Raw genomic sequence first — 19,254 nt, forward strand, 5'->3', positions numbered from 1 at the left:
ACCCAAACGCATTGGGTGTTATATGGTCAAGCCTCACGGGCAATTAGTACACGTTAGCTACGCCCATTACTGGACTTCCACACCGTGCCTATCAACGTTGTCGTCTCCAACGGCCCTTCAGGGGACTTAAAGTCCCAGTGAGATCTCATCTTGGGAGGGGCTTCCCGCTTAGATGCTTTCAGCGGTTATCCTGTCCGAACGTGGCTACCCAGCAATGCCCTTGGCAGGACAACTGGAACACCAGAGGTTCGTCCACTTCGGTCCTCTCGTACTAGAAGCAGCTTCCCTCAAATCTCAAACGCCCACGGCAGATAGGGACCGAACTGTCTCACGACGTTCTGAACCCAGCTCGCGTACCACTTTAAATGGCGAACAGCCATACCCTTGGGACCTGCTTCAGCCCCAGGATGTGATGAGCCGACATCGAGGTGCCAAACACCGCCGTCGATATGAACTCTTGGGCGGTATCAGCCTGTTATCCCCGGCGTACCTTTTATCCGTTGAGCGATGGCCCTTCCATACAGAACCACCGGATCACTAAGACCTACTTTCGTACCTGCTCGACTTGTCCGTCTCGCAGTCAAGCACCCTTATGCCTTTGCACTCATTGCCTGATTTCCGACCAGGCTGAGGGTACCTTCGTGCTCCTCCGTTACTCTTTGGGAGGAGACCGCCCCAGTCAAACTACCCACCAGACACTGTCCCTAATCCAGATAATGGATCGAGGTTAGAACTCCAAACATACCAGGGTGGTATTTCAAGGTTGGCTCCACGAGAACTGGCGTTCCCGCTTCAAAGCCTCCCACCTATCCTACACAAGTAGGTTCAAAGTCCAGTGTCAAGCTATAGTAAAGGTGCACGGGGTCTTTCCGTCTAGCCGCGGGTACACTGCATCTTCACAGCGATTTCAATTTCACTGAGTCCCAGGTGGAGACAGTGTGGCCATCGTTACGCCATTCGTGCAGGTCGGAACTTACCCGACAAGGAATTTCGCTACCTTAGGACCGTTATAGTTACGGCCGCCGTTTACTGGGGCTTCGATCAAGAGCTTCGCTTACGCTAACCCCATCAATTAACCTTCCAGCACCGGGCAGGCGTCACACCCTATACGTCCACTTTCGTGTTTGCAGAGTGCTATGTTTTTGCTAAACAGTCGCAGCCACCGATTTTTTGCAACCGCCTTACGCTCCATCCGCGAGGGACTTCACTTATCAACGGCATACCTTCTCCCGAAGTTACGGTATCATTTTGCCTAGTTCCTTCACCTGGGTTCTCTCAAGCGCCTTAGAATTTTCATCCCACCCACCTGTGTCGGTTTAGGGTACGGCCACTTGTAACCTGAAGCTTAGAGGTTTTTCCTGGAAGCAGGGCATCTATCACTTCGCGTTTCTTTCGAGACACTCGTCATCACGCCTCAGCATATAGCATCCCGGATTTGCCTAAGATGCCTGCCTACACGCTTAAACGGCCACTTCCAACCGACCGCTGATATAGCCTTCTCCGTCACCCCATCGCAGTTACAACTGGTACAGGAATATTAACCTGTTTTCCATCGACTACGCCTTTCGGCCTCGCCTTAGGTGCCGACTAACCCTGCGTCGATTAACGTTGCGCAGGAAACCTTGGGTTTACGGCGAGGGGGTTTTTCACCCCCTTTATCGTTACTTATGTCAGCATTCGCACTTCCGATACCTCCAGCCGACTTCTCAATCGACCTTCGCAGGCGTACGGAACGCTCCTCTACCACTCACGCAAAGCGTGAATCCGTAGCTTCGGTACTATGCTTAGCCCCGGTAAATCTTCCGCGCAGACCGACTCGACCAGTGAGCTATTACGCTTTCTTTAAAGGATGGCTGCTTCTAAGCCAACCTCCTGGCTGTCTGTGCCTTTCCACATCGTTTCCCACTGAGCATAGATTTGGGGACCTTAGCTGACGGTCTGGGCTGTTTCCCTTTTCACGACGGACCTTATCACCCGCCGTGTGTCTCCCGTGCTGACACTTGCTGGTATTCGGAGTTTGCATCGGGTTGGTAAGTCGGGATGACCCCCTAGCCGAAACAGTGCTCTACCCCCAGCAGTGATACACGAGGCGCTACCTAAATAGCTTTCGAGGAGAACCAGCTATCTCCGAGCTTGATTAGCCTTTCACTCCGATCCACAACTCATCCCCTACCTTTTCAACGGGAGTGGGTTCGGTCCTCCAGTGTGTGTTACCACACCTTCAACCTGGTCATGGATAGATCGCCCGGTTTCGGGTCTACACCTTGCGACTCAACGCCCTATTAAGACTCGGTTTCCCTACGCCTCCCCTATTCGGTTAAGCTTGCCACAAAATGTAAGTCGCTGACCCATTATACAAAAGGTACGCAGTCACCCCACGAAGGGGCTCCCACTGCTTGTACGCATACGGTTTCAGGTTCTATTTCACTCCGCTCTCCGCGGTTCTTTTCGCCTTTCCCTCACGGTACTGGTTCACTATCGGTCAGTAAGGAGTATTTAGCCTTGGAGGATGGTCCCCCCATATTCAGTCAACGTTTCACGTGCGCCGACCTACTCGATTTCACTAAAAAAAGGTTTTCGTGTACGGGGCTATCACCCTGTATCGCCGGACTTTCCAGACCGTTCCACTAACCTTATCCTAGCTTAAGGGCTAGTCCCCGTTCGCTCGCCACTACTTAGGGAATCTCGGTTGATTTCTTTTCCTCCGGGTACTTAGATGTTTCAGTTCTCCGGGTTCGCTTCAGTGAGCTATGTATTCACTCAAAGATGACGAGGTTATCCTCGCCGGGTTTCCCCATTCAGACATCGCCGGATCACAGGTTGTTTGCCACCTCCCCGACGCTTTTCGCAGGCTACCACGTCTTTCATCGCCTCTTACTGCCTAGGCATCCACCGTATGCGCTTATTCACTTGACCATATAACCCGAATACGTCTGTATTAAGGTTTTTAGTCGCTGACATGTTCGCTGATGTTGCTTGAGAACGTTTTACGGAGGTTTTGGGCCGCTTTCTTTCGAAAGCCGCTGGCTACCGCCCGCAACTCGTTTTTAAGTATTGATCGTTAGCCGATCAAGACTTAGGTTACAGATTTCCATATTGTTAAAGAGCGTATTGATACGAATATCAATGCTATCGAGCCTTGGGTTATTAACCGAAAAGCTGTATAGCGTTGATGTTGATATCTTGGCTTAAGATCGACGTCACGTGATGGTGGAGCCAGGGAGGATCGAACTCCCGACCTCCTGCGTGCAAGGCAGGCGCTCTCCCAGCTGAGCTATGGCCCCGAATAGATTCAGACTTTCGCCTTTTCGTTAGTTGGTGGGTCTGGGAGGATTTGAACCTCCGACCTCACCCTTATCAGGGGTGCGCTCTAACCAACTGAGCTACAGACCCAGGTGCGTCTTTCAATCGAAATAATTTGTTGTGAGTACGTGTGACAGTGTTCTGTCTTTGTAAGGAGGTGATCCAGCCCCAGGTTCCCCTAGGGCTACCTTGTTACGACTTCACCCCAGTCATGAATCACAAAGTGGTAAGCGCCCTCCCGAAGGTTAAACTACCTACTTCTTTTGCAACCCACTCCCATGGTGTGACGGGCGGTGTGTACAAGGCCCGGGAACGTATTCACCGCGGCATTCTGATCCGCGATTACTAGCGATTCCGACTTCATGCAGTCGAGTTGCAGACTGCAATCCGGACTAGGATCGGCTTTTTGGGATTTGCTGGCTCTCGCGAGTTTGCTGCCCTCTGTACCGACCATTGTAGCACGTGTGTAGCCCTACCCATAAGGGCCATGATGACTTGACGTCGTCCCCACCTTCCTCCGGTTTATCACCGGCAGTCTCCCTAGAGTTCCCGACTTGACTCGCTGGCAACTAAGGATAAGGGTTGCGCTCGTTACGGGACTTAACCCAACATTTCACAACACGAGCTGACGACAGCCATGCAGCACCTGTCTCTCGGTTCCCGAAGGCACCAAGTCATCTCTGACAAGTTCCGAGGATGTCAAGGGTAGGTAAGGTTCTTCGCGTTGCATCGAATTAAACCACATGCTCCACCGCTTGTGCGGGCCCCCGTCAATTCATTTGAGTTTTAGCCTTGCGGCCGTACTCCCCAGGCGGTCAACTTAATACGTTAGCTCCACTACTAAGTTCTTTAAGAACCCAACAGTTAGTTGACATCGTTTACGGCGTGGACTACCAGGGTATCTAATCCTGTTTGCTACCCACGCTTTCGTACCTCAGCGTCAGTTTTAGTCCAGGGAGCCGCCTTCGCCACTGGTGTTCCTTCAGATCTCTACGCATTTCACCGCTACACCTGAAATTCCACTCCCCTCTACTAAACTCTAGTTGCCCAGTATCAAATGCAGTTCCCAGGTTAAGCCCAGGGCTTTCACATCTGACTTAAACAACCGCCTACGCACGCTTTACGCCCAGTAATTCCGATTAACGCTTGCACCCTCCGTATTACCGCGGCTGCTGGCACGGAGTTAGCCGGTGCTTCTTGTATAGGTAATGTCAGTCTACCGGGTATTAACCGGCAGGTATTCCTTCCTATTGAAAGTGCTTTACAACCCTCAGGCCTTCTTCACACACGCGGTATTGCTGGATCAGGCTTTCGCCCATTGTCCAATATTCCCCACTGCTGCCTCCCGTAGGAGTCTGGGCCGTGTCTCAGTCCCAGTGTGGCTGATCATCCTCTCAGACCAGCTATGGATCGTCGCCTTGGTAGGCCTTTACCCCACCAACTAGCTAATCCAACATAGGCTCATCTATTAGCGCCAGGCCCGAAGGTCCCCGGCTTTCATCCGTAGATCGTATGCGGTATTAGCGTGAGTTTCCCCACGTTATCCCCCACTAATAGGCAGATTCCTATGCATTACTCACCCGTCCGCCACTCATCCGGGTGCAAGCACCCTTCAGCGTTCGACTTGCATGTGTTAAGCATACCGCCAGCGTTCAATCTGAGCCATGATCAAACTCTTCAGTTTAATAATGCTTGATACTAAATAAGATTAGCATCCAATCTTGGCTCGACTACAGAACGTCGTTTCTTGCGAATTGACGTGGATTCTCTGCGCCGATAATTTCTAACAGAAACGTATCGCCACACATACCCACACAAATTATTTCGATTCATCTTGTTAAAGAGCCAGAGCATCTCGCCCTGTTGAGCCGACATATTCTACAGAACTTTCAGAAAGTGTCAACACTTTATTTTCGAAGCCAGAAACCAACAACTTCCGAAAAACCAGCCACCACACACTACCGCAAGCCCGACAAATCCTGCCGCTCTTCGCCACTAACCCAGTCAGTAACGAAGAGCCGCTCATTATAGCCAGATACCATCATCTGTCAACTATTTTTCACTTTCCTAGCTCTTGGGTGCGCATTGTCGTAGATGTCAGCCAAATAGCGAAAGTCCAAATGGGTATATATCTGTGTAGTTCCTAAATTGCTGTGTCCTAACAACTCTTGAACAGCGCGAATATCGTGACTGGCTTCCAACATATGACTAGCAAACGAATGCCTTAACATATGAGGGTGCAAGCGCTCAGCAGCGCCCTGCTTCTTACCCCATCTATCTAACCGAGACTGAATACTTCGAGGGCTTAAACGATTACCTTTTAAACCTACAAAAAGGGATTGACACTCCGAAGACGGTCTATATTCCAGCCAATGCCTTACCGCCGATACGGCACGCGTTCCCATCGGCAGCAATCGTTGCCTGCCTCCCTTACCGAAACGCACCCTTAACATTCCGCTGTTTAAATCAAGATCGCGAACATCCAGCCCGACCAACTCACTCAGCCGCAGCCCCGATGAATAGAATAATTCAAACATTGCCAAGTCCCGTATCTCCAATATCGAATTCGGGTTGACGCTGAGCAAACCGCACATCTGATCAACATCCAGCACCTTCGGCATTTTTCGCTCACCCTTCGGCGCGCGAACCGACAAAGCAGGGTTTTGATCCAAGACCCCCGTCCTCACCAAGTACCGATAATATCCCCGAATGGCAGCCAATTCGCGTTGAATGGTCTTAGCGTCCAACCCGTCGCGGTGCCGACCGGCAATATAACGACGAACATCTGACGTTTTGACGCCGTATACTGGAATCTGCTTTTGGCCACAGTAACCTACAAACCGCGACAAATCTCGCTGATAGCTACTTAGCGTATTCGCTGCTAATCGCCTCTCAGAAGAGAGATAGTCAAGGTAGGCTTGTAAAACTGCCTCGCAGGACTCTTCCACGCAGCTTACTCCACACGCTGCATCAACGAGATTAGACGGGTACCTACAATCTCTCCCATTTGGGTTAAAAAAAGACTTCCCAGACTGTAATGGAAACGCCCTTCATCACGACTTCCGATAGCTAGCAATCCTTCCAGCTGGGTGTACATCATCGGAATAATTGCGCAGGACTTGACCTCTGGCGCTATATCCCCAAACAAGAATTTGGCCTGAGCCAGAGTCGGCCGACCGCACTTAGGCAGCTCTCCGGACATTTCGGCGGAAAACAGCTTTAACCCTTCGTCCCCCGGCGAAACAAACAATTGCCCGATGGGACTGTCGGCGTATTCCCGGATGATCTTGACCGCTACAAAGTCGGTCAAAAAGCACTCCGCTAGCACTTCGCTTAAATTCGCTACGACATCCTCCAACGAATTCGCCTCCAACATCGCCAACGTTAATTCGTGCATCCGCCCGAACGAAGCGTCGTTTTCCCTGGCGATTTCAATTAACGCGGTCAGCTGGTTTTCCTGCTCTTGGTGTTTAACGCGAAAAATCTCCAGTTGCTTGGCGATCAACGAAACGGCATTTCCACTGGGATGCGGTATCTGCATTCTTTCCAGCAACGACAAATGGTGTTGAAAAAAATCGGGATGCGCTTGCAAATACGCCTCCACTTGCTGATCCGTTAATGCTTCACCAGTCATAATTCAATTTGCCCCTCATATACTGAAACGGCAGGACCCGTCATATAAACGGAATGACCGCGACCTTGCCAAGCAATCTTTAACGATCCTCCCGGCAACTGCACGGAAACCACCCGTTCCAATGCCCCCCGCTCGATTCCCGCGACCGCCGCCGCGCAAGCACCACTACCGCATGCCAAGGTTTCGGCGGCGCCTCGCTCATACACGCGGAGCTTAACACTCTGGCGATCCATGATCTTCATAAAGCCAACATTGACGCGCTCGGGAAACAGCGGATGGCTTTCCAGAACTTTCCCTAGAGCACTCACCGGAGCCGTTTCGATATCCTCAACACAAATGATCGCGTGAGGATTCCCCATAGACAGAGCGGAAAATGTTACCTGATCTCCATTGAGAAAGACGGTGTATACCAGCGCTTCCTCCGGCATCAGCAACGGAATTTGCTTAGGCTCGAACCGCGGAACGCCCATGTTCACGGTGATATCGCCATCCTCATTCGCGTTCAACACTAGCTGACCGGCGTCGGTATCGACGACGATAGAACGTTTCGAGGTTAAGCTTTGATCAAGCACGAAACGAGCGAAGCAACGCGCGCCGTTTCCGCATTGCGCGACTTCGCTACCATCGGCATTAAAAATCCGGTATTTGAAATCGGCATTTTCGCTAACAGGCGACTCGACCAACAATAACTGATCGCAACCAACGCCAAAATGCCGATCCGCGATAAAGCGAATTTGCCGTGCATCCAACCGTACCGACTGATTGATGGCATTGATAACTACAAAATCGTTACCCAGCCCCTGCATTTTGGTGAAGTGAATTCGCATGGGCGCTTCTAAGGCAATATTTGCTCACCGGCCCAGAGCATTTCGACGGGCTCCCGTTGCCGAATCAAATGACAACGATCGCCGTCGACCATGACCTCGGCGACCCTGGGACGGGAATTGTAATTCGAACTCATCGTGAAACCATACGCTCCCGACGACCGAACCGCCAGCAAGTCGCCTGGACTTAAACCCAATCGACGTTCCTTTCCGAGAAAGTCCCCGGTCTCGCAAACCGGACCGACAACATCCCAAACCCGCTCCCCGGCACCACCGCTCTCGGCGATTACCGGGATAATGTCTTGCCAAGCGCTATACAACGCCGGTCTGATCAGGTCGTTCATCGCTGCGTCGACGATCGCAAAATTTTTGTTCTCGGTCGGCTTTAAGTATTCGACCCGAGTCACCAGAATACCGGCATTTCCGACGATTGCACGGCCCGGTTCGAGCATGATTTCGATGTTCCGATTGCCTAAGCGACTTAACACGGCGGAAATATATTCTCCCGGTTCCGGTGGCTGCTCGTTGCGGTAACAAATGCCCAAGCCACCGCCCAAATCCAGATGTTCAAGCACAATGCCGTCGCCAGCCAACTGATCGACCAATTCGAGTACTTTATCCAATGCATCCAAAAACGGCGCGGTTTCGGTCAATTGCGATCCAATATGGCAATCAACGCCGACCACCCGAATATGAGGCATCCGGGCCGCGCGGAGGTATTCATCCCGCGCCGAAGCAATATCAACACCGAATTTATTTTCCTTTAGTCCGGTGGAAATGTACGGGTGAGTTTTGGCATCCACATCCGGATTGACCCGGAACGACACTGGTGCAATTACACCCAACTCTCCCGCTAGCCGGTTAATCCGATCTAATTCACCACTAACCTCGACATTGAAACAGCGAATTCCAACCTTGAGCGCCGCGACTATCTCGTCTTCACGCTTGCCAACCCCGGAGAATACAATCTGGTCGGCACGTCCACCCGCCTCTAAAACACGCCGCATTTCACCTTGCGACACGATATCGAAGCCCGACCCCAATCTGGCCAGGAGATTGAGGACCGCCAGATTGGAGTTCGCTTTTACCGCATAGCAGATTAAATGCCGGCGCCCTTCCAAGGCCTGATCGAAAGCTAGCCAGTGGCGCTCCAATGTCGCTCGCGAGTAGATATAGCAAGGCGTTCCGTACTCGGCCGCAATTTGATCGACAGGCACGCCTTCGGCGTAGAGCGTACTCTGCCGATAATTAAAAAAATCCATGGATAGAGGCTTATTTGGGTACGTAGATAGGCGGCGGACTGTCCGGGTGGTACAAGGGGCCAGTCTGACCGCAGCCCTGCAACAACAACCACCCGAATACAGCAATTAAAAGCCGAAAGACAATCATAGGTTAGACATCAAAAGATCAACGTAGACCAATATAACATAGGCCGTCCGCAAATATTCACCTGCCATTGGCCATGCGGGCCCGCTCCCAAGCCTACGAAGCAGTCGCCGATTATTTGATCGTCAACGATTCCTTGACGACTTTAGGCGTAATAAACACTAGCAATTCCTTCTTGTTGTCGGTCTTGACGGTTTTCTTGAACATCCATCCAACCACCGGCAAATCGACCAACCAAGGCACGCTATTGTAGGAATCTTGAACCGTCGACTCGTAGATACCGCCAAGCACGACTGTCTCGCCGTCCTCAACTTGCACCTTGGTCTTCAACTGCCGGGTATCGATAGGCACGGTAGAATTGCCACCGGTTGCCAATGGCGTACCCGGCGAATCTTTTTTGATGTCCAATTGCATAATGACGCTACCGCTGGGGGTGATTTGCGGCGTTACACTAAGCTCCAGAACCGCATCGACCAATTGCGTCACCGGACCGGTCGCCTGACTCTGAGTCTGATAGGGAATTTGCACCCCCTGTTTGATCGAGGCCAACACCCGATCGCTGGTCATCACCCGAGGATTCGATACCAGCTCACCCTTACCATCGTCTTGCAACGCGCTAATTTCAAGATTCAGCATGTAATCCGCGCCGCGAGCCAGGGTCATGGCCAGAGAGCCTCCGCTGGAGGCCGCCAAAGCAGTACCCAAGTCGGACAGAATTTGCGAGTTTTCACTGGTCTCCGCACCGGATGCCGTAAATCCATATTGCTTGCCGCCACCCGCCGCGCCTTTGTTGGCGACTCCGAACTTGGTTCCCAAATTTTGCGCGAAACTAGTGTCGGCAATCACTATCCGAGATTCGATCAGCACTTGTCTAACCGGCACATCCAACAACTTAACCATTTTGTGAATGTCCTCCATCGCCTTCGCGGTATCCTTGACAATCAGCGTATTGGTTCTAGCATCGACGATAGCTGTACCGCGCGGCGACAATAGACGCATGCTGGTAGCGCCGCCTTGGCCGACTCCGCCAGACTGAACGCCCGCTCCGCCACCTCCACCACCGCCACCGCCGCAACCACCCCCGCCGCCACCGCCCCCTGCTGAACTGCCTGCCGCGCCGGATTGTCCGCCCTGCGAGCTATTGCCCACCCCCATCAGCACACCGCAAATCTCTCCAGCCTTCGCGTAATTGATTTGAATGTTTTCGGTCTTCAGAGGCTCCAGCTCTTCGAAGATTTTTTTGGAATCCAGCTCTTCCTGCTCGATCTTCATGATCTCAGCAACGGGAGCCACCATCACCACATTTCCGCTTTGCCGCTTAGCCAAGCCTTTGGATTTCAGAATCAGTTCCAATGCTTGATCCCAAGGCACGTCGTTTAAACGCAACGTCACGTTGCCGGCTACCGAGTCAGCGGCAATAATATTGAGTTCGGTGAAATCGGCCAGAATTTGCAATACGGACCTGACTTCAATGTCCTGAAAATTTAAAGACAACTTATTGCCGATATAAGGAAATTTTTCCTTTTGCTGCGCCTCTTTCTCGGCGGGCGTCAATGGCCGGAACTCGACCGTCAGCAGGTTGTCCGCTTGATAGGACGAATATTCGTAATTTTCATTATTCGGGGTAATCGTCAGCCTCACATTTTCGCCCTTGGGCAAGGCCTCGATCTTTTGCACCGGAGTGGCAAAATCGGAGACATCGAAATTCTTGGTCAATGCGTCCGGCAGCTTGGTGTTCAAAAAGTTGAGAACCACCTTGCCAGCATTCTGTTTGGTATCGACCACCGTGTTCGCGTTCGACAGCCCCAACAACAAGCGCCCCTCGCCATTGGGGCCGCGCCTAAAATCGATAGTCTTTATCGTCTGTTCAGGCAAAAATTTGCTGACGACCGAATCCTTGGCAGCTTGCTTTAGCGGCGATACCTGACTGACCGACGCCACGGTGGCGGCCGACTTTAAGACCAAATAGAATTTGCCTGCTTCCGCCTTGATTTCATAGGGCACCTTCTCCAGCAGATTAACCACGACGCGCGTCCTTCCCGAAGCCTCTACCGCGTAGACCGTACCCACCGCGCCTTGATTGATTGGAAAGCTTTTCTTGGCCAAATTACTCTTGACCCCGGCGAAATCCAGCGCAATCCGACTCGGATTATCGGTTTCGAATATTTTCGGCGTCACAACCTCTCCGACCATATCCAATTGAATCTGCACCTGATTCCCCGCTAGCGTCGAAAACTCAAGGTTGTTGATAGCGGCATCTTCGGCTTTCGCCAAGGACACGCTCGACAACAAGAGCAGCAACAGCGGCCATAGGAGCCTCGTGCCGGCGGATTGAGATTCTAAGGTGTTTCGTAATTTCGCCATGTTTATAACCCTTTGTCGCCAGCCAGCGCTAATGAAGTCGGTTGTTCGCGCCACGTACCCGGCTTATCCGGAACAATTTCCATCAATTCAATCTTGTCTTCGAGAATACGAATGATCTTGCCGTAATTTTGCCCCAGGTGATTGCCCACCTGAACCCGATGTATCGTGCCGTCGCGAGCCCGGACTAACCCCCACAATCCTTTGGGGTCGCGCAAGGTACCCACCATCCGCAAAGAATCCAGCGGATAGGCTTCCAACTCTTCCTTCCGCCGCTCGACATCGGGTTTGACGCCGGTAACTCCGGACACATCGATACTGTCTTCGCTGTCCTTACGCTCAATCGGCTGGAACGGATCACGCAGTCCATCCGGTTTAAAAATAAAGGATTCGACCACTTTGATTTCCGGCAGCGGCTCAATAGCCCCCTTGGGCCTGGCTTTGATTTCTTGAATGTATTTGTTCAAATCACTGAAGTCGTCGTTATCGCAGCCCGCCAGCATCAGTAGCGTCATGCCCGCTAAACAGGCGCCAGACCATTTCGGCCTTGCCGTCCGATTTCCCATCATCAGCCTCTCCGTCGTTTGGCGGGTTGACCCTTACTAGCGCTCTCGCCTTCGTTGTAGGTCTTGATCGTCGCATTCATCGTCATCATGCCGTCCTTGCCGAGCGGCGTCATCACCACGTCATGAACGGTGACAATCCGGGGCAACGATGCCAACCCGCTAACAAACAACCCCAACTCCTCGTATTTGCCGACAACCTGTATCGCAATGGGAAGCTCGGAATAGAACTCGCGGTTAATCTCGCCGCTTGGTTGAAACAACTTGAACTCCAAACCACTAGCCAAACCGGTCTGCGAAATATCCACCAACAAACTGGCAACCTCCGCTTTGGTGGGCATTTGCTTGAGCATCTCGCCCAACGATGCTTCGATCTGATCCAGCTGATCCCGATAATCCTGCAAATTCGCAGCCTTTTTTTGCTTAGCTTCGAATGCGGTTTTCAGACTTTCTTCCTGCTTCTCAAGCGTATCAAGCTCCTCCAGTTGCGGTACCGTCAACAAATACACGCCGATACCGCCGGTGACCAACGCGATCAGCAGAATAGCAATCGCTTTTAACGGCGTTGGCCAAGTTCCAGCCGCGTTGACATCCCAATTGATTTCGGAAAGATTCATTTGCCCGCACCTCCCGCCGGCTTGTCGGTTTTTCGGCCTTGCTTTGCCGTCAACGTGAAGTCGTTCATTTGTCCGCCGGATTTGCCTTCACCTTTAATCACGGTGAGTACCGAGCTATTGATCCATTGCGAATTGTCGATAGCCCGCATATAGGCCGAGACCCTGGCGTTCGATTCCGCCTTGCCAACCAACGTCAAATCGCTGCCGGCCTGACTGAATTTACTCAGATTGATCCCTTCCGGCGTCGTCCTGGCCAGCTCGTCAAACAAATGCACCACTTCCGGCCGACTTTCTTGCAATTTTTGAATCACTTCGATTTTGGTCAACAGTTTGTTTTTCTTGTCTTCAATGTCCTTGATCTCCTGAATCCGCTTATCCAAAATCGCGATCTCGTTCTGCAACAAAGTATTGCGGCGGGTTTGGTATTCCTTCAATCCTTCGATATAGAGGTAAACCAAACCCAAAATAACGCACGCCGCCGCCACACCCGCGCCGATACCGGCGACGAACTCTTGCTGCTTCTTTTTCCTTAATTCTTCCCGCCAGGGCAGTAAATTGATTTTCGCCATCAGTCGAAGCTCCTCAGCGCCAAACCGCAAGCGATCATCATCGCCGGAGTATCGTTATTCAGGCTCTGCGGCTTAACCTTGTTGGACAGAGCCATGTTGATGAAGGGGTTGGCGATATAGGAAGCGATGCCCAAATCACGTTCCACCAATTTGTCCAAACCGGCTATCGAGGCGCAACCGCCAGCCAAGATCAACGCATCGACATCCCGGTTCGCGCTGGAAGACACAAAAAACTGTAACGATCTGGCAATTTGTTGCAGCATGGCTTTTTTGAAAGGTTCCAGCACATCGCTGACGTAGTTGTCCGGCAAGCCACCGTGCTTTTTCGCCAACCCCGCCTCTTCGTAAGACAAGCCGTAGCGACGCTGTATTTCCTCGGTTAACTGTTTGCCGCCAAAGCCTTGCTCCCGGGTATAGACGGTCTTGCCGTCATGCAGAATATTCAGCGAGGTCATCGTGGCGCCGATATCGGCAATCGCAACCGTCTTGTGTTCGACAGCCTCCGGCAATTGATCGGCCAACAATTTGAAAGCGTTTTCCATCGCAAAAGCCTCGACATCGACAACGACCGCCTTTAGCCCGGCGTAAGCCAAGGCCGCCACTCGGTCTTCGATATTTTCACGTCTGGACGCCGCTAACAACACATCGACCATTTGCGGGTTGGCCTTGGTAGCGCCCTGCACTTCGAAATCGAGATTAACCTCGTCCAAGGAATACGGAATGTACTGATCGGCCTCGACCATGATTTGCTCTTCCATTTCCGCCTCCGACAACGACGCCGGCATGGAAATGATTTTAGTCATCACCGACGAACCGGCCACCGCCACGCAAGCGTGCTTGGCACGGGTTCCGGATTGCTTGACGGCGGTCTTGATCACACTGCCGATTTGCTCTACGTTAGTAATGTTCTTATCGACGATAGCGTCTTGCGGCAAAGGCGCCACCGCATAGCTCTCGACTTTGTAACGCGCGCCCACCCGGCTTAACTCCAACAATTTTACCGCCGCGGTGCTAATATCCACACCGAGCACAGCCGATTGACCACTGCTAAACCAGCTCATGAACAAACCCTTACCAAACATTGAAAGTCAATTCGGGAGCAGCGCCGCAAAGCGCCACCCGTTTAAAGCCGAAGTATAGTTAGATTTTTTGATTTTCACACATTTATGACAGCAAGTTATAGAACATACTTTAAGTTGTTCCTGAGATCTTATACGCTGATATTTGCCGATTTCCGGTAAACTCCAAACGCCCCGCCGCCAGTGCCGTTAAAAAAGCCCCCCAAACCGAAGTCATTGCTCAAAACCTTGTTCAAATGGCTGATGTTGGTCATCTTCACGTTCGTCGGCACCCTGGCGGTAGCCTGCTACTACTTCCTATTGGAGCTTGATAAAGAATTGCCTGACATATCCCTGCTCGATAACGTCCAATATCAAACACCAATCAGCATCTACAGCCGCGAGGGCTTGTTGATCGGCCAATTCGGCGAAAAGCGCCGCATCCCTATCGAAATCGCCGAAGTCCCTCAACGCCAATTACAGGCGTTCATCGCCGCTGAAGACGACCGGTTTTACAAGCATGGCGGCGTGGATTTCAAAGGCTTGGCCAGGGCCGCGAATCGCTTGATTTCGACCGGACAAAAGCGTCAAGGCGGCAGTACGATTACGATGCAGGTCGCCAGAAACTTCCTGCTGAGTAATGAGAAGACTTACCTACGCAAGTTAAAGGAAATCATGCTGGCGCTAAAGATCGAACAGCGCTATTCAAAAGATCAGATACTCGAGCTGTATTTAAACAAAATTTACATGGGGCAACGCGCGTATGGCCTGGCGGCCGCGGCGCAAACCTACTACGGCAAGGAACTAAACCAGCTCACGCTAGCGCAACAGGCCATGATCGCCGGCCTTCCCAAGGCTCCGTCAATTTATAACCCGCTAACGAACCCGGAACGTGCGCTGCAGCGTCGCAATTACGTACTCAGACGGATGCTGGAACTTGGGTATATCGGCCAGCGCGCCTACGATGCGGCGCTAAGCACGAGCGATGACGCCGCCCAACAACCGTCAGGCATCGCAATGCAGGCCCCCTACGCCGCGGAAATGGCTAGGCAGGATATCATGGCCAAATACGGTGAAGATGCCTACACGCAAGGATTGAAAATTTACACGACTATCACCCAAGAATTTCAGCTTGCCGCTGATCGCGCCCTGCAAGCGACGCTACATGAGTACGAAGAACGTCACGGCTATCGGAATGCTCCTCATATAAATGGCCAGAGCGACGGCGACACCCTGGTCGGCGACGCGCATCGAGCCATCGTTACCGGTCTGACTGACAGCGGCGTTGCGGCCAAGCTCCACGATGGCACCAATATCGAACTGGCTTGGGAATCTGTGAATTGGGCAAAGGCATCGGCAAAAACTGCACGGGAAAGCCGCGACATTATTAAAACCAACGACTTGATCTGGGTCAGACAACTCGAAAACCAAAGCTGGGCGTTGACCCAAATCCCCACCGTGGAAGGCGCGTTCGTAGCCTTGAACCCCGATGACGGTGCTATTTTGGCCCTGGCCGGCGGCTTCGATTTTTACCACAGCAAGTATAACCGGGCGACCCAATCCAAACGACAACCCGGCTCGGGCTTCAAGCCCATCATCTACACAGCCGCGCTGGAAAAAGGTTACACCCTGGCCAGTATCATCAACGACGCTCCCATCGTCATAGAAGACCCCTCTCAGGAAAACGACTGGCGCCCTGAAAACTACAATCGCCGGTATTTGGGGCCAACCTCATTGCGAGTGGCGCTAAGGGAATCGATCAATCTGGTTTCGATACGCTTGTTGCAAGAAGTCGGCATCCCTCACGCTATCGATACCGCCCAACGCTTCGGATTCGACAAGGACCAACTGCCGACCACGTTTTCGCTCGCGCTGGGTAGCGGCTCGGCGTCACCGCTAAAGATGGCGGCCGCCTATTCAGTGTTCGCCAACGGCGGGTTTTCGATTCAACCTTATTTAATCGAACGCATCGAAGATCGCGAGAATCGACTGATATACTCCGCGAAACCGGCGACGGCCTGCCAGGACTGCGCGACGACCGGCGAAATCCGGCCGAACATGGCCGCGCGAGTTATTTCCGAGAAAACCAATTTTTTGATGACCAGCCTGCTACGCGACGTGGTACAGCGCGGCACCGCCACTCAAGCCAAGCAACTGAACCGGGCAGATTTAGCGGGTAAGACCGGCACAACCAACGCGCAACGAGACGCTTGGTTTAATGGCTTTGCGACCGGCATCGTTGCCTCCGCATGGATTGGATTCGATAACTCCGCGCCGCTTGGACACGGCGAAACCGGCGGCAAAGCGGCACTGCCGATGTGGATAAAATTCATGAAAGCGATACAGCACCATTTTCCGGAAAAACCGCTAACGGTACCGGAAGGCATCGTCCAAGCCTACATCAATCCTTCGGACGGCTTACTGTTACCGCAAGACCAAAAAGGCGGGATTTGGGAATATTTCGCGAAGGAAACCGCGCCAACCGCGATGTCCACACCCAAGCTTGAACCTGAGTTTGAGGACTTCACCCCGGAAGAAGCGCTGTTTTAACTGAAAGAGGGCGGCGGAAAACCCAGCCAAACATCAGCGAACCGTCGGCAAGCGTACAAATAACGCTTACCGAGGCTCGAGGGACACAACAAATTACTTACCGAATTTTTTACGGAACTTATCTACCCGGCCAGAAGTATCAACGACACGTTGTTTGCCGGTGTAAAAAGGGTGGCAAGACGAACAGACCTCGATATGCAGGTCATTACCCAAAACCGAACCGGTTTCGAACGTGTTGCCGCAACCGCAGGTCACTGTAATTTGTTTATATTGAGGGTGGATTTCTGGTTTCATAGCGCTCACATACCCGCTTGGGGCCACTTAACTTGATAGACAGCCGCTTATGATACGACGTAATCGCAAGCCACGCAACCTGCTACCGCCGAACGCACGGAACAATGCAATGGAATTACCCGCAAAATGACCCTGTGCGGAGTGTCAACCGCCGGATCAAACCCTAAACTCCGCCGACCTCGCGTGTGCCGTCAAACTTTCCCCGCGCGCCAGCACGGACGCAATCTTGCCTAAATTGTGCGCGCCGGCGGCGGAACAGTTGATCAGGCTGCTGCGCTTTTGGAAGTCGTAAACGCCTAGCGGCGACGAGTAACGGGCAGTGCTCGAAGTGGGTAATACGTGATTAGGCCCGGCGCAATAGTCACCCAGTGCTTCCGCGGTGTAGCGGCCCATGAAGATCGCCCCGGCGTTACGGATGTTATCGGCCAGCGCCTCCGGGTTTTCGACCGACAACTCCAGATGTTCCGGCGCGATGCGATTGGCAACCTCGGCCGCTTGAGCCAAGTCGGCGACTTTGATGAAGGCGCCGCGACCGGTCAAGGAAGCACGGATAATGTCGGCCCGCTCCATCGTCGGCAATAGTTGGTTAATGCTGGCTTCAACCTTATCTAGAAAAACCGCATCCTGACTAATCAGAATGGCTTGGGCGTTTTCGTCGTGCTCGGCTTGAGAAAACAGATCCATCGCAATCCAATCCGGATTAGTCTGACCGTCGCAAATGATCAAAATCTCGGAAGGTCCGGCAATCATGTCGATGCCGACCTGGCCAAACACTAGTTTTTTTGCGGTCGCGACGTAAATATTGCCGGGGCCGACGATCTTATCGACGGCCGGCACGGTTTCGGTGCCGTAGGCCAGTGCGGCGACGGCTTGAGCGCCGCCGATCGTGAACACCCGGTCGACCCTTGCCACGTAAGCGGCTGCCAGCACCAACGGATTAGTTTCGCCGCCCGGTGTCGGCACCACCATGACCAGTTCGCCGACGCCTGCCACTTTGGCCGGTATCGCGTTCATCAATACCGACGACGGATACGCCGCCTTGCCGCCCGGCACGTACAGACCAGCCCTATCCAGTGGAGTGACCTTTTGGCCCAACAACGTGCCGTCGAGTTCGGTGAATTGCCAGGATTGCAGCTTCTGATGCTCGGCGTAGGCGCTTACCCGGTCGGCGGCGGTTTGCAAGGCGATGGCTTGAGCGCTGGGCAGCGTGTCCCAAGCTAGTTTCAGCTCGCCGCTGGACAGCTCCAGTTCCGCACCGGATTTAAAGGCGGTTCGGTCGAAGCGGTTGGTGTAGTCTATTAACGCCCGATCTCCGCGGTTGCGGACATCGCCGATAATGTCCAACACGCGCTTGTGGATCTCCAGGTCTTCACTGGCGTCCCAAGCCAAACGGGCTTGCAGGCGTTTTTCAAAGTCGGCGACGTTGCCGTCGAGTCTGAGCATCTTGATCGCGGTCATGCGGACCTCCGCGCTAAGGTGGTTTCGAACTGGTCGATTAACGCCTGGATAGCCTGATGTTTCATTTTCATCGCGGCCTTGTTGACCACCAACCGCGAGGTGATGTTAGCGATCAATTCGCGCGGCTCCAAACCGTTAGCTTTCAACGTATTCCCGGTATCGACCAGATCGACTATGCAATCGGCCAAACCTACCAGCGGCGCCAGCTCCATCGAGCCGTAGAGCTTAATGATTTCGGCTTGCACCCCTAAGTCGGCGTAATAACGTCGGGCGGTTTTGACATATTTGGTCGCCACCCGCAAGTTAGCCTTCAAGGCCGGGGCCCCGACCGGCGCGGCGGTCATCAGCCGGCAGCCGGCGATACCTAAATCCAACGGCTCGTACAGGCTTTCCGCGCCGTGCTCCAGCAACACGTCCTTGCCGGCAATGCCTAGATCCGCCGCGCCGTATTCAACGAAGGTCGGCACGTCGGTGGCGCGGATGATCACCAATTGCACGTCGGACCGGGTGGTTTGCAAAATCAGCTTGCGACTTTTGTCAGGATCGTCGGTCGGCGTGATACCGGCTTGTTCCAAAAACGGCAAGGCTTCTTCGTAAATTCGGCCCTTGGATACGGCGATGGTCAGCATGGCGGATG

At 52.9% G+C, this 19,254-nt stretch carries 14 protein-coding genes, 2 tRNA genes and 2 rRNA genes; 1 reads left to right on the forward strand and 17 read right to left on the reverse strand.

The features are described 5' to 3' along the window. Nucleotides 1–22: 22 nt before the first annotated feature. From BJL95_RS13035 to BJL95_RS13095, 14 genes are all read right to left on the reverse strand, one after another. Nucleotides 23–2,916: ribosomal RNA gene (locus BJL95_RS13035) — 23S ribosomal RNA — on the reverse strand. A gap of 292 nt (nucleotides 2,917–3,208) precedes the next feature. Beyond that, nucleotides 3,209–3,284 (reverse strand) — tRNA-Ala (locus BJL95_RS13040). Between the two features lie 32 nt (nucleotides 3,285–3,316). Beyond that, nucleotides 3,317–3,393: transfer RNA gene (locus BJL95_RS13045), tRNA-Ile, on the reverse strand. Between the two features lie 60 nt (nucleotides 3,394–3,453). Continuing rightward, nucleotides 3,454–4,987: ribosomal RNA gene (locus tag BJL95_RS13050) — 16S ribosomal RNA — on the reverse strand. The 16S and 23S rRNA genes sit together here with 2 tRNA genes alongside, the layout of an rRNA operon. A gap of 364 nt (nucleotides 4,988–5,351) precedes the next feature. Next, nucleotides 5,352–6,251, reverse strand: coding sequence for a tyrosine recombinase XerC (gene xerC / locus BJL95_RS13055; RefSeq protein WP_071158579.1), 900 nt, complete (start codon nucleotides 6,249–6,251; stop codon nucleotides 5,352–5,354). 5 nt (nucleotides 6,252–6,256) lie between these two features. Further along, entirely contained in the window at nucleotides 6,257–6,937 is a 681-nt protein-coding gene (locus BJL95_RS13060) for a DUF484 family protein (RefSeq protein WP_064024044.1), read from the reverse strand. Then, nucleotides 6,934–7,764, reverse strand: a complete 831-nt coding sequence (dapF, locus tag BJL95_RS13065; RefSeq protein WP_071158580.1) for a diaminopimelate epimerase — start codon at nucleotides 7,762–7,764, stop codon at nucleotides 6,934–6,936. Before dapF ends, BJL95_RS13060 begins: the two co-directional genes overlap by 4 nt. Before the next feature lie 8 nt (nucleotides 7,765–7,772). After that, nucleotides 7,773–9,023, reverse strand: coding sequence for a diaminopimelate decarboxylase (gene lysA, locus BJL95_RS13070; RefSeq protein WP_064024039.1), 1,251 nt, complete (start codon nucleotides 9,021–9,023; stop codon nucleotides 7,773–7,775). Nucleotides 9,024–9,033: 10 nt separating this feature from the next. Then, nucleotides 9,034–9,150, reverse strand: a complete 117-nt coding sequence (locus BJL95_RS26050; protein WP_139306267.1) for a lipoprotein — start codon at nucleotides 9,148–9,150, stop codon at nucleotides 9,034–9,036. 111 nt (nucleotides 9,151–9,261) lie between these two features. Continuing rightward, nucleotides 9,262–11,511: a type IV pilus secretin PilQ gene (pilQ, locus tag BJL95_RS13075; RefSeq protein ID WP_071158583.1), complete on the reverse strand. Its 2,250-nt coding sequence runs from the start codon at nucleotides 11,509–11,511 to the stop codon at nucleotides 9,262–9,264. A 2-nt stretch (nucleotides 11,512–11,513) separates the two neighbouring features. Then, nucleotides 11,514–12,074 (reverse strand): pilus assembly protein PilP, encoded by a 561-nt coding sequence (locus tag BJL95_RS13080; RefSeq protein ID WP_083386014.1) that lies wholly within the window; start codon nucleotides 12,072–12,074, stop codon nucleotides 11,514–11,516. Between the two features lie 2 nt (nucleotides 12,075–12,076). Further along, nucleotides 12,077–12,688, reverse strand: coding sequence for a type 4a pilus biogenesis protein PilO (locus tag BJL95_RS13085; protein ID WP_064024033.1), 612 nt, complete (start codon nucleotides 12,686–12,688; stop codon nucleotides 12,077–12,079). Next, nucleotides 12,685–13,257, reverse strand: a complete 573-nt coding sequence (locus tag BJL95_RS13090; protein ID WP_071158586.1) for a PilN domain-containing protein — start codon at nucleotides 13,255–13,257, stop codon at nucleotides 12,685–12,687. Before BJL95_RS13090 ends, BJL95_RS13085 begins: the two co-directional genes overlap by 4 nt. Then, complete coding sequence (locus BJL95_RS13095; RefSeq protein ID WP_064024049.1) at nucleotides 13,257–14,318, reverse strand: pilus assembly protein PilM; 1,062 nt, start codon at nucleotides 14,316–14,318, stop codon at nucleotides 13,257–13,259. Before BJL95_RS13095 ends, BJL95_RS13090 begins: the two co-directional genes overlap by 1 nt. A gap of 234 nt (nucleotides 14,319–14,552) precedes the next feature. Between BJL95_RS13095 and BJL95_RS13100 the strand changes: the two genes are divergently transcribed. After that, nucleotides 14,553–16,865: a penicillin-binding protein 1A gene (locus BJL95_RS13100; RefSeq protein ID WP_254786794.1), complete on the forward strand. Its 2,313-nt coding sequence runs from the start codon at nucleotides 14,553–14,555 to the stop codon at nucleotides 16,863–16,865. A gap of 93 nt (nucleotides 16,866–16,958) precedes the next feature. Here BJL95_RS13100 and rpmE read toward each other — a convergent pair whose 3' ends face one another. The 3 genes from rpmE to hisG all read right to left on the reverse strand — a co-directional run bounded on the left by rpmE (nucleotide 16,959) and on the right by hisG (nucleotide 19,246). Next, nucleotides 16,959–17,159 carry a 50S ribosomal protein L31 gene (gene rpmE, locus BJL95_RS23970; RefSeq protein ID WP_082885273.1) on the reverse strand — a complete coding sequence of 67 codons (201 nt, stop codon included), beginning with the start codon at nucleotides 17,157–17,159 and terminating at the stop codon, nucleotides 16,959–16,961. Between the two features lie 156 nt (nucleotides 17,160–17,315). Then, nucleotides 17,316–18,617 (reverse strand): histidinol dehydrogenase, encoded by a 1,302-nt coding sequence (gene hisD / locus BJL95_RS13105; protein ID WP_071158590.1) that lies wholly within the window; start codon nucleotides 18,615–18,617, stop codon nucleotides 17,316–17,318. Next, nucleotides 18,614–19,246 carry an ATP phosphoribosyltransferase gene (gene hisG, locus BJL95_RS13110; RefSeq protein ID WP_071158592.1) on the reverse strand — a complete coding sequence of 211 codons (633 nt, stop codon included), beginning with the start codon at nucleotides 19,244–19,246 and terminating at the stop codon, nucleotides 18,614–18,616. The genes hisD and hisG overlap by 4 nt, the downstream gene beginning before the upstream one ends. Nucleotides 19,247–19,254: the final 8 nt, after the last annotated feature.

It is taken from the genome of Methylomonas sp. LWB (genome assembly GCF_001856095.1).
Lineage (GTDB): Bacteria > Pseudomonadota > Gammaproteobacteria > Methylococcales > Methylomonadaceae > Methylomonas > Methylomonas koyamae_A.

Bases quoted from the DNA above. Each gene is read 5' to 3' on its own strand.
- lysA (WP_064024039.1), bottom strand. From the start codon at position 9,023: ATGGATTTTTTTAATTATCGGCAGAGTACGCTCTACGCCGAAGGCGTG.
- BJL95_RS13085 (WP_064024033.1), bottom strand. From the start codon at position 12,688: ATGAATCTTTCCGAAATCAATTGGGATGTCAACGCGGCTGGAACTTGG.
- BJL95_RS26050 (WP_139306267.1), bottom strand. From the start codon at position 9,150: ATGATTGTCTTTCGGCTTTTAATTGCTGTATTCGGGTGGTTGTTGTTG.
- BJL95_RS13060 (WP_064024044.1), bottom strand. From the start codon at position 6,937: ATGACTGGTGAAGCATTAACGGATCAGCAAGTGGAGGCGTATTTGCAA.
- BJL95_RS13090 (WP_071158586.1), bottom strand. From the start codon at position 13,257: ATGGCGAAAATCAATTTACTGCCCTGGCGGGAAGAATTAAGGAAAAAG.
- BJL95_RS13095 (WP_064024049.1), bottom strand. From the start codon at position 14,318: ATGAGCTGGTTTAGCAGTGGTCAATCGGCTGTGCTCGGTGTGGATATT.
- hisD (WP_071158590.1), bottom strand. From the start codon at position 18,617: ATGACCGCGATCAAGATGCTCAGACTCGACGGCAACGTCGCCGACTTT.
- dapF (WP_071158580.1), bottom strand. From the start codon at position 7,764: ATGCGAATTCACTTCACCAAAATGCAGGGGCTGGGTAACGATTTTGTA.
- pilQ (WP_071158583.1), bottom strand. From the start codon at position 11,511: ATGGCGAAATTACGAAACACCTTAGAATCTCAATCCGCCGGCACGAGG.
- hisG (WP_071158592.1), bottom strand. From the start codon at position 19,246: ATGCTGACCATCGCCGTATCCAAGGGCCGAATTTACGAAGAAGCCTTG.
- rpmE (WP_082885273.1), bottom strand. From the start codon at position 17,159: ATGAAACCAGAAATCCACCCTCAATATAAACAAATTACAGTGACCTGC.
- BJL95_RS13080 (WP_083386014.1), bottom strand. From the start codon at position 12,074: ATGGGAAATCGGACGGCAAGGCCGAAATGGTCTGGCGCCTGTTTAGCG.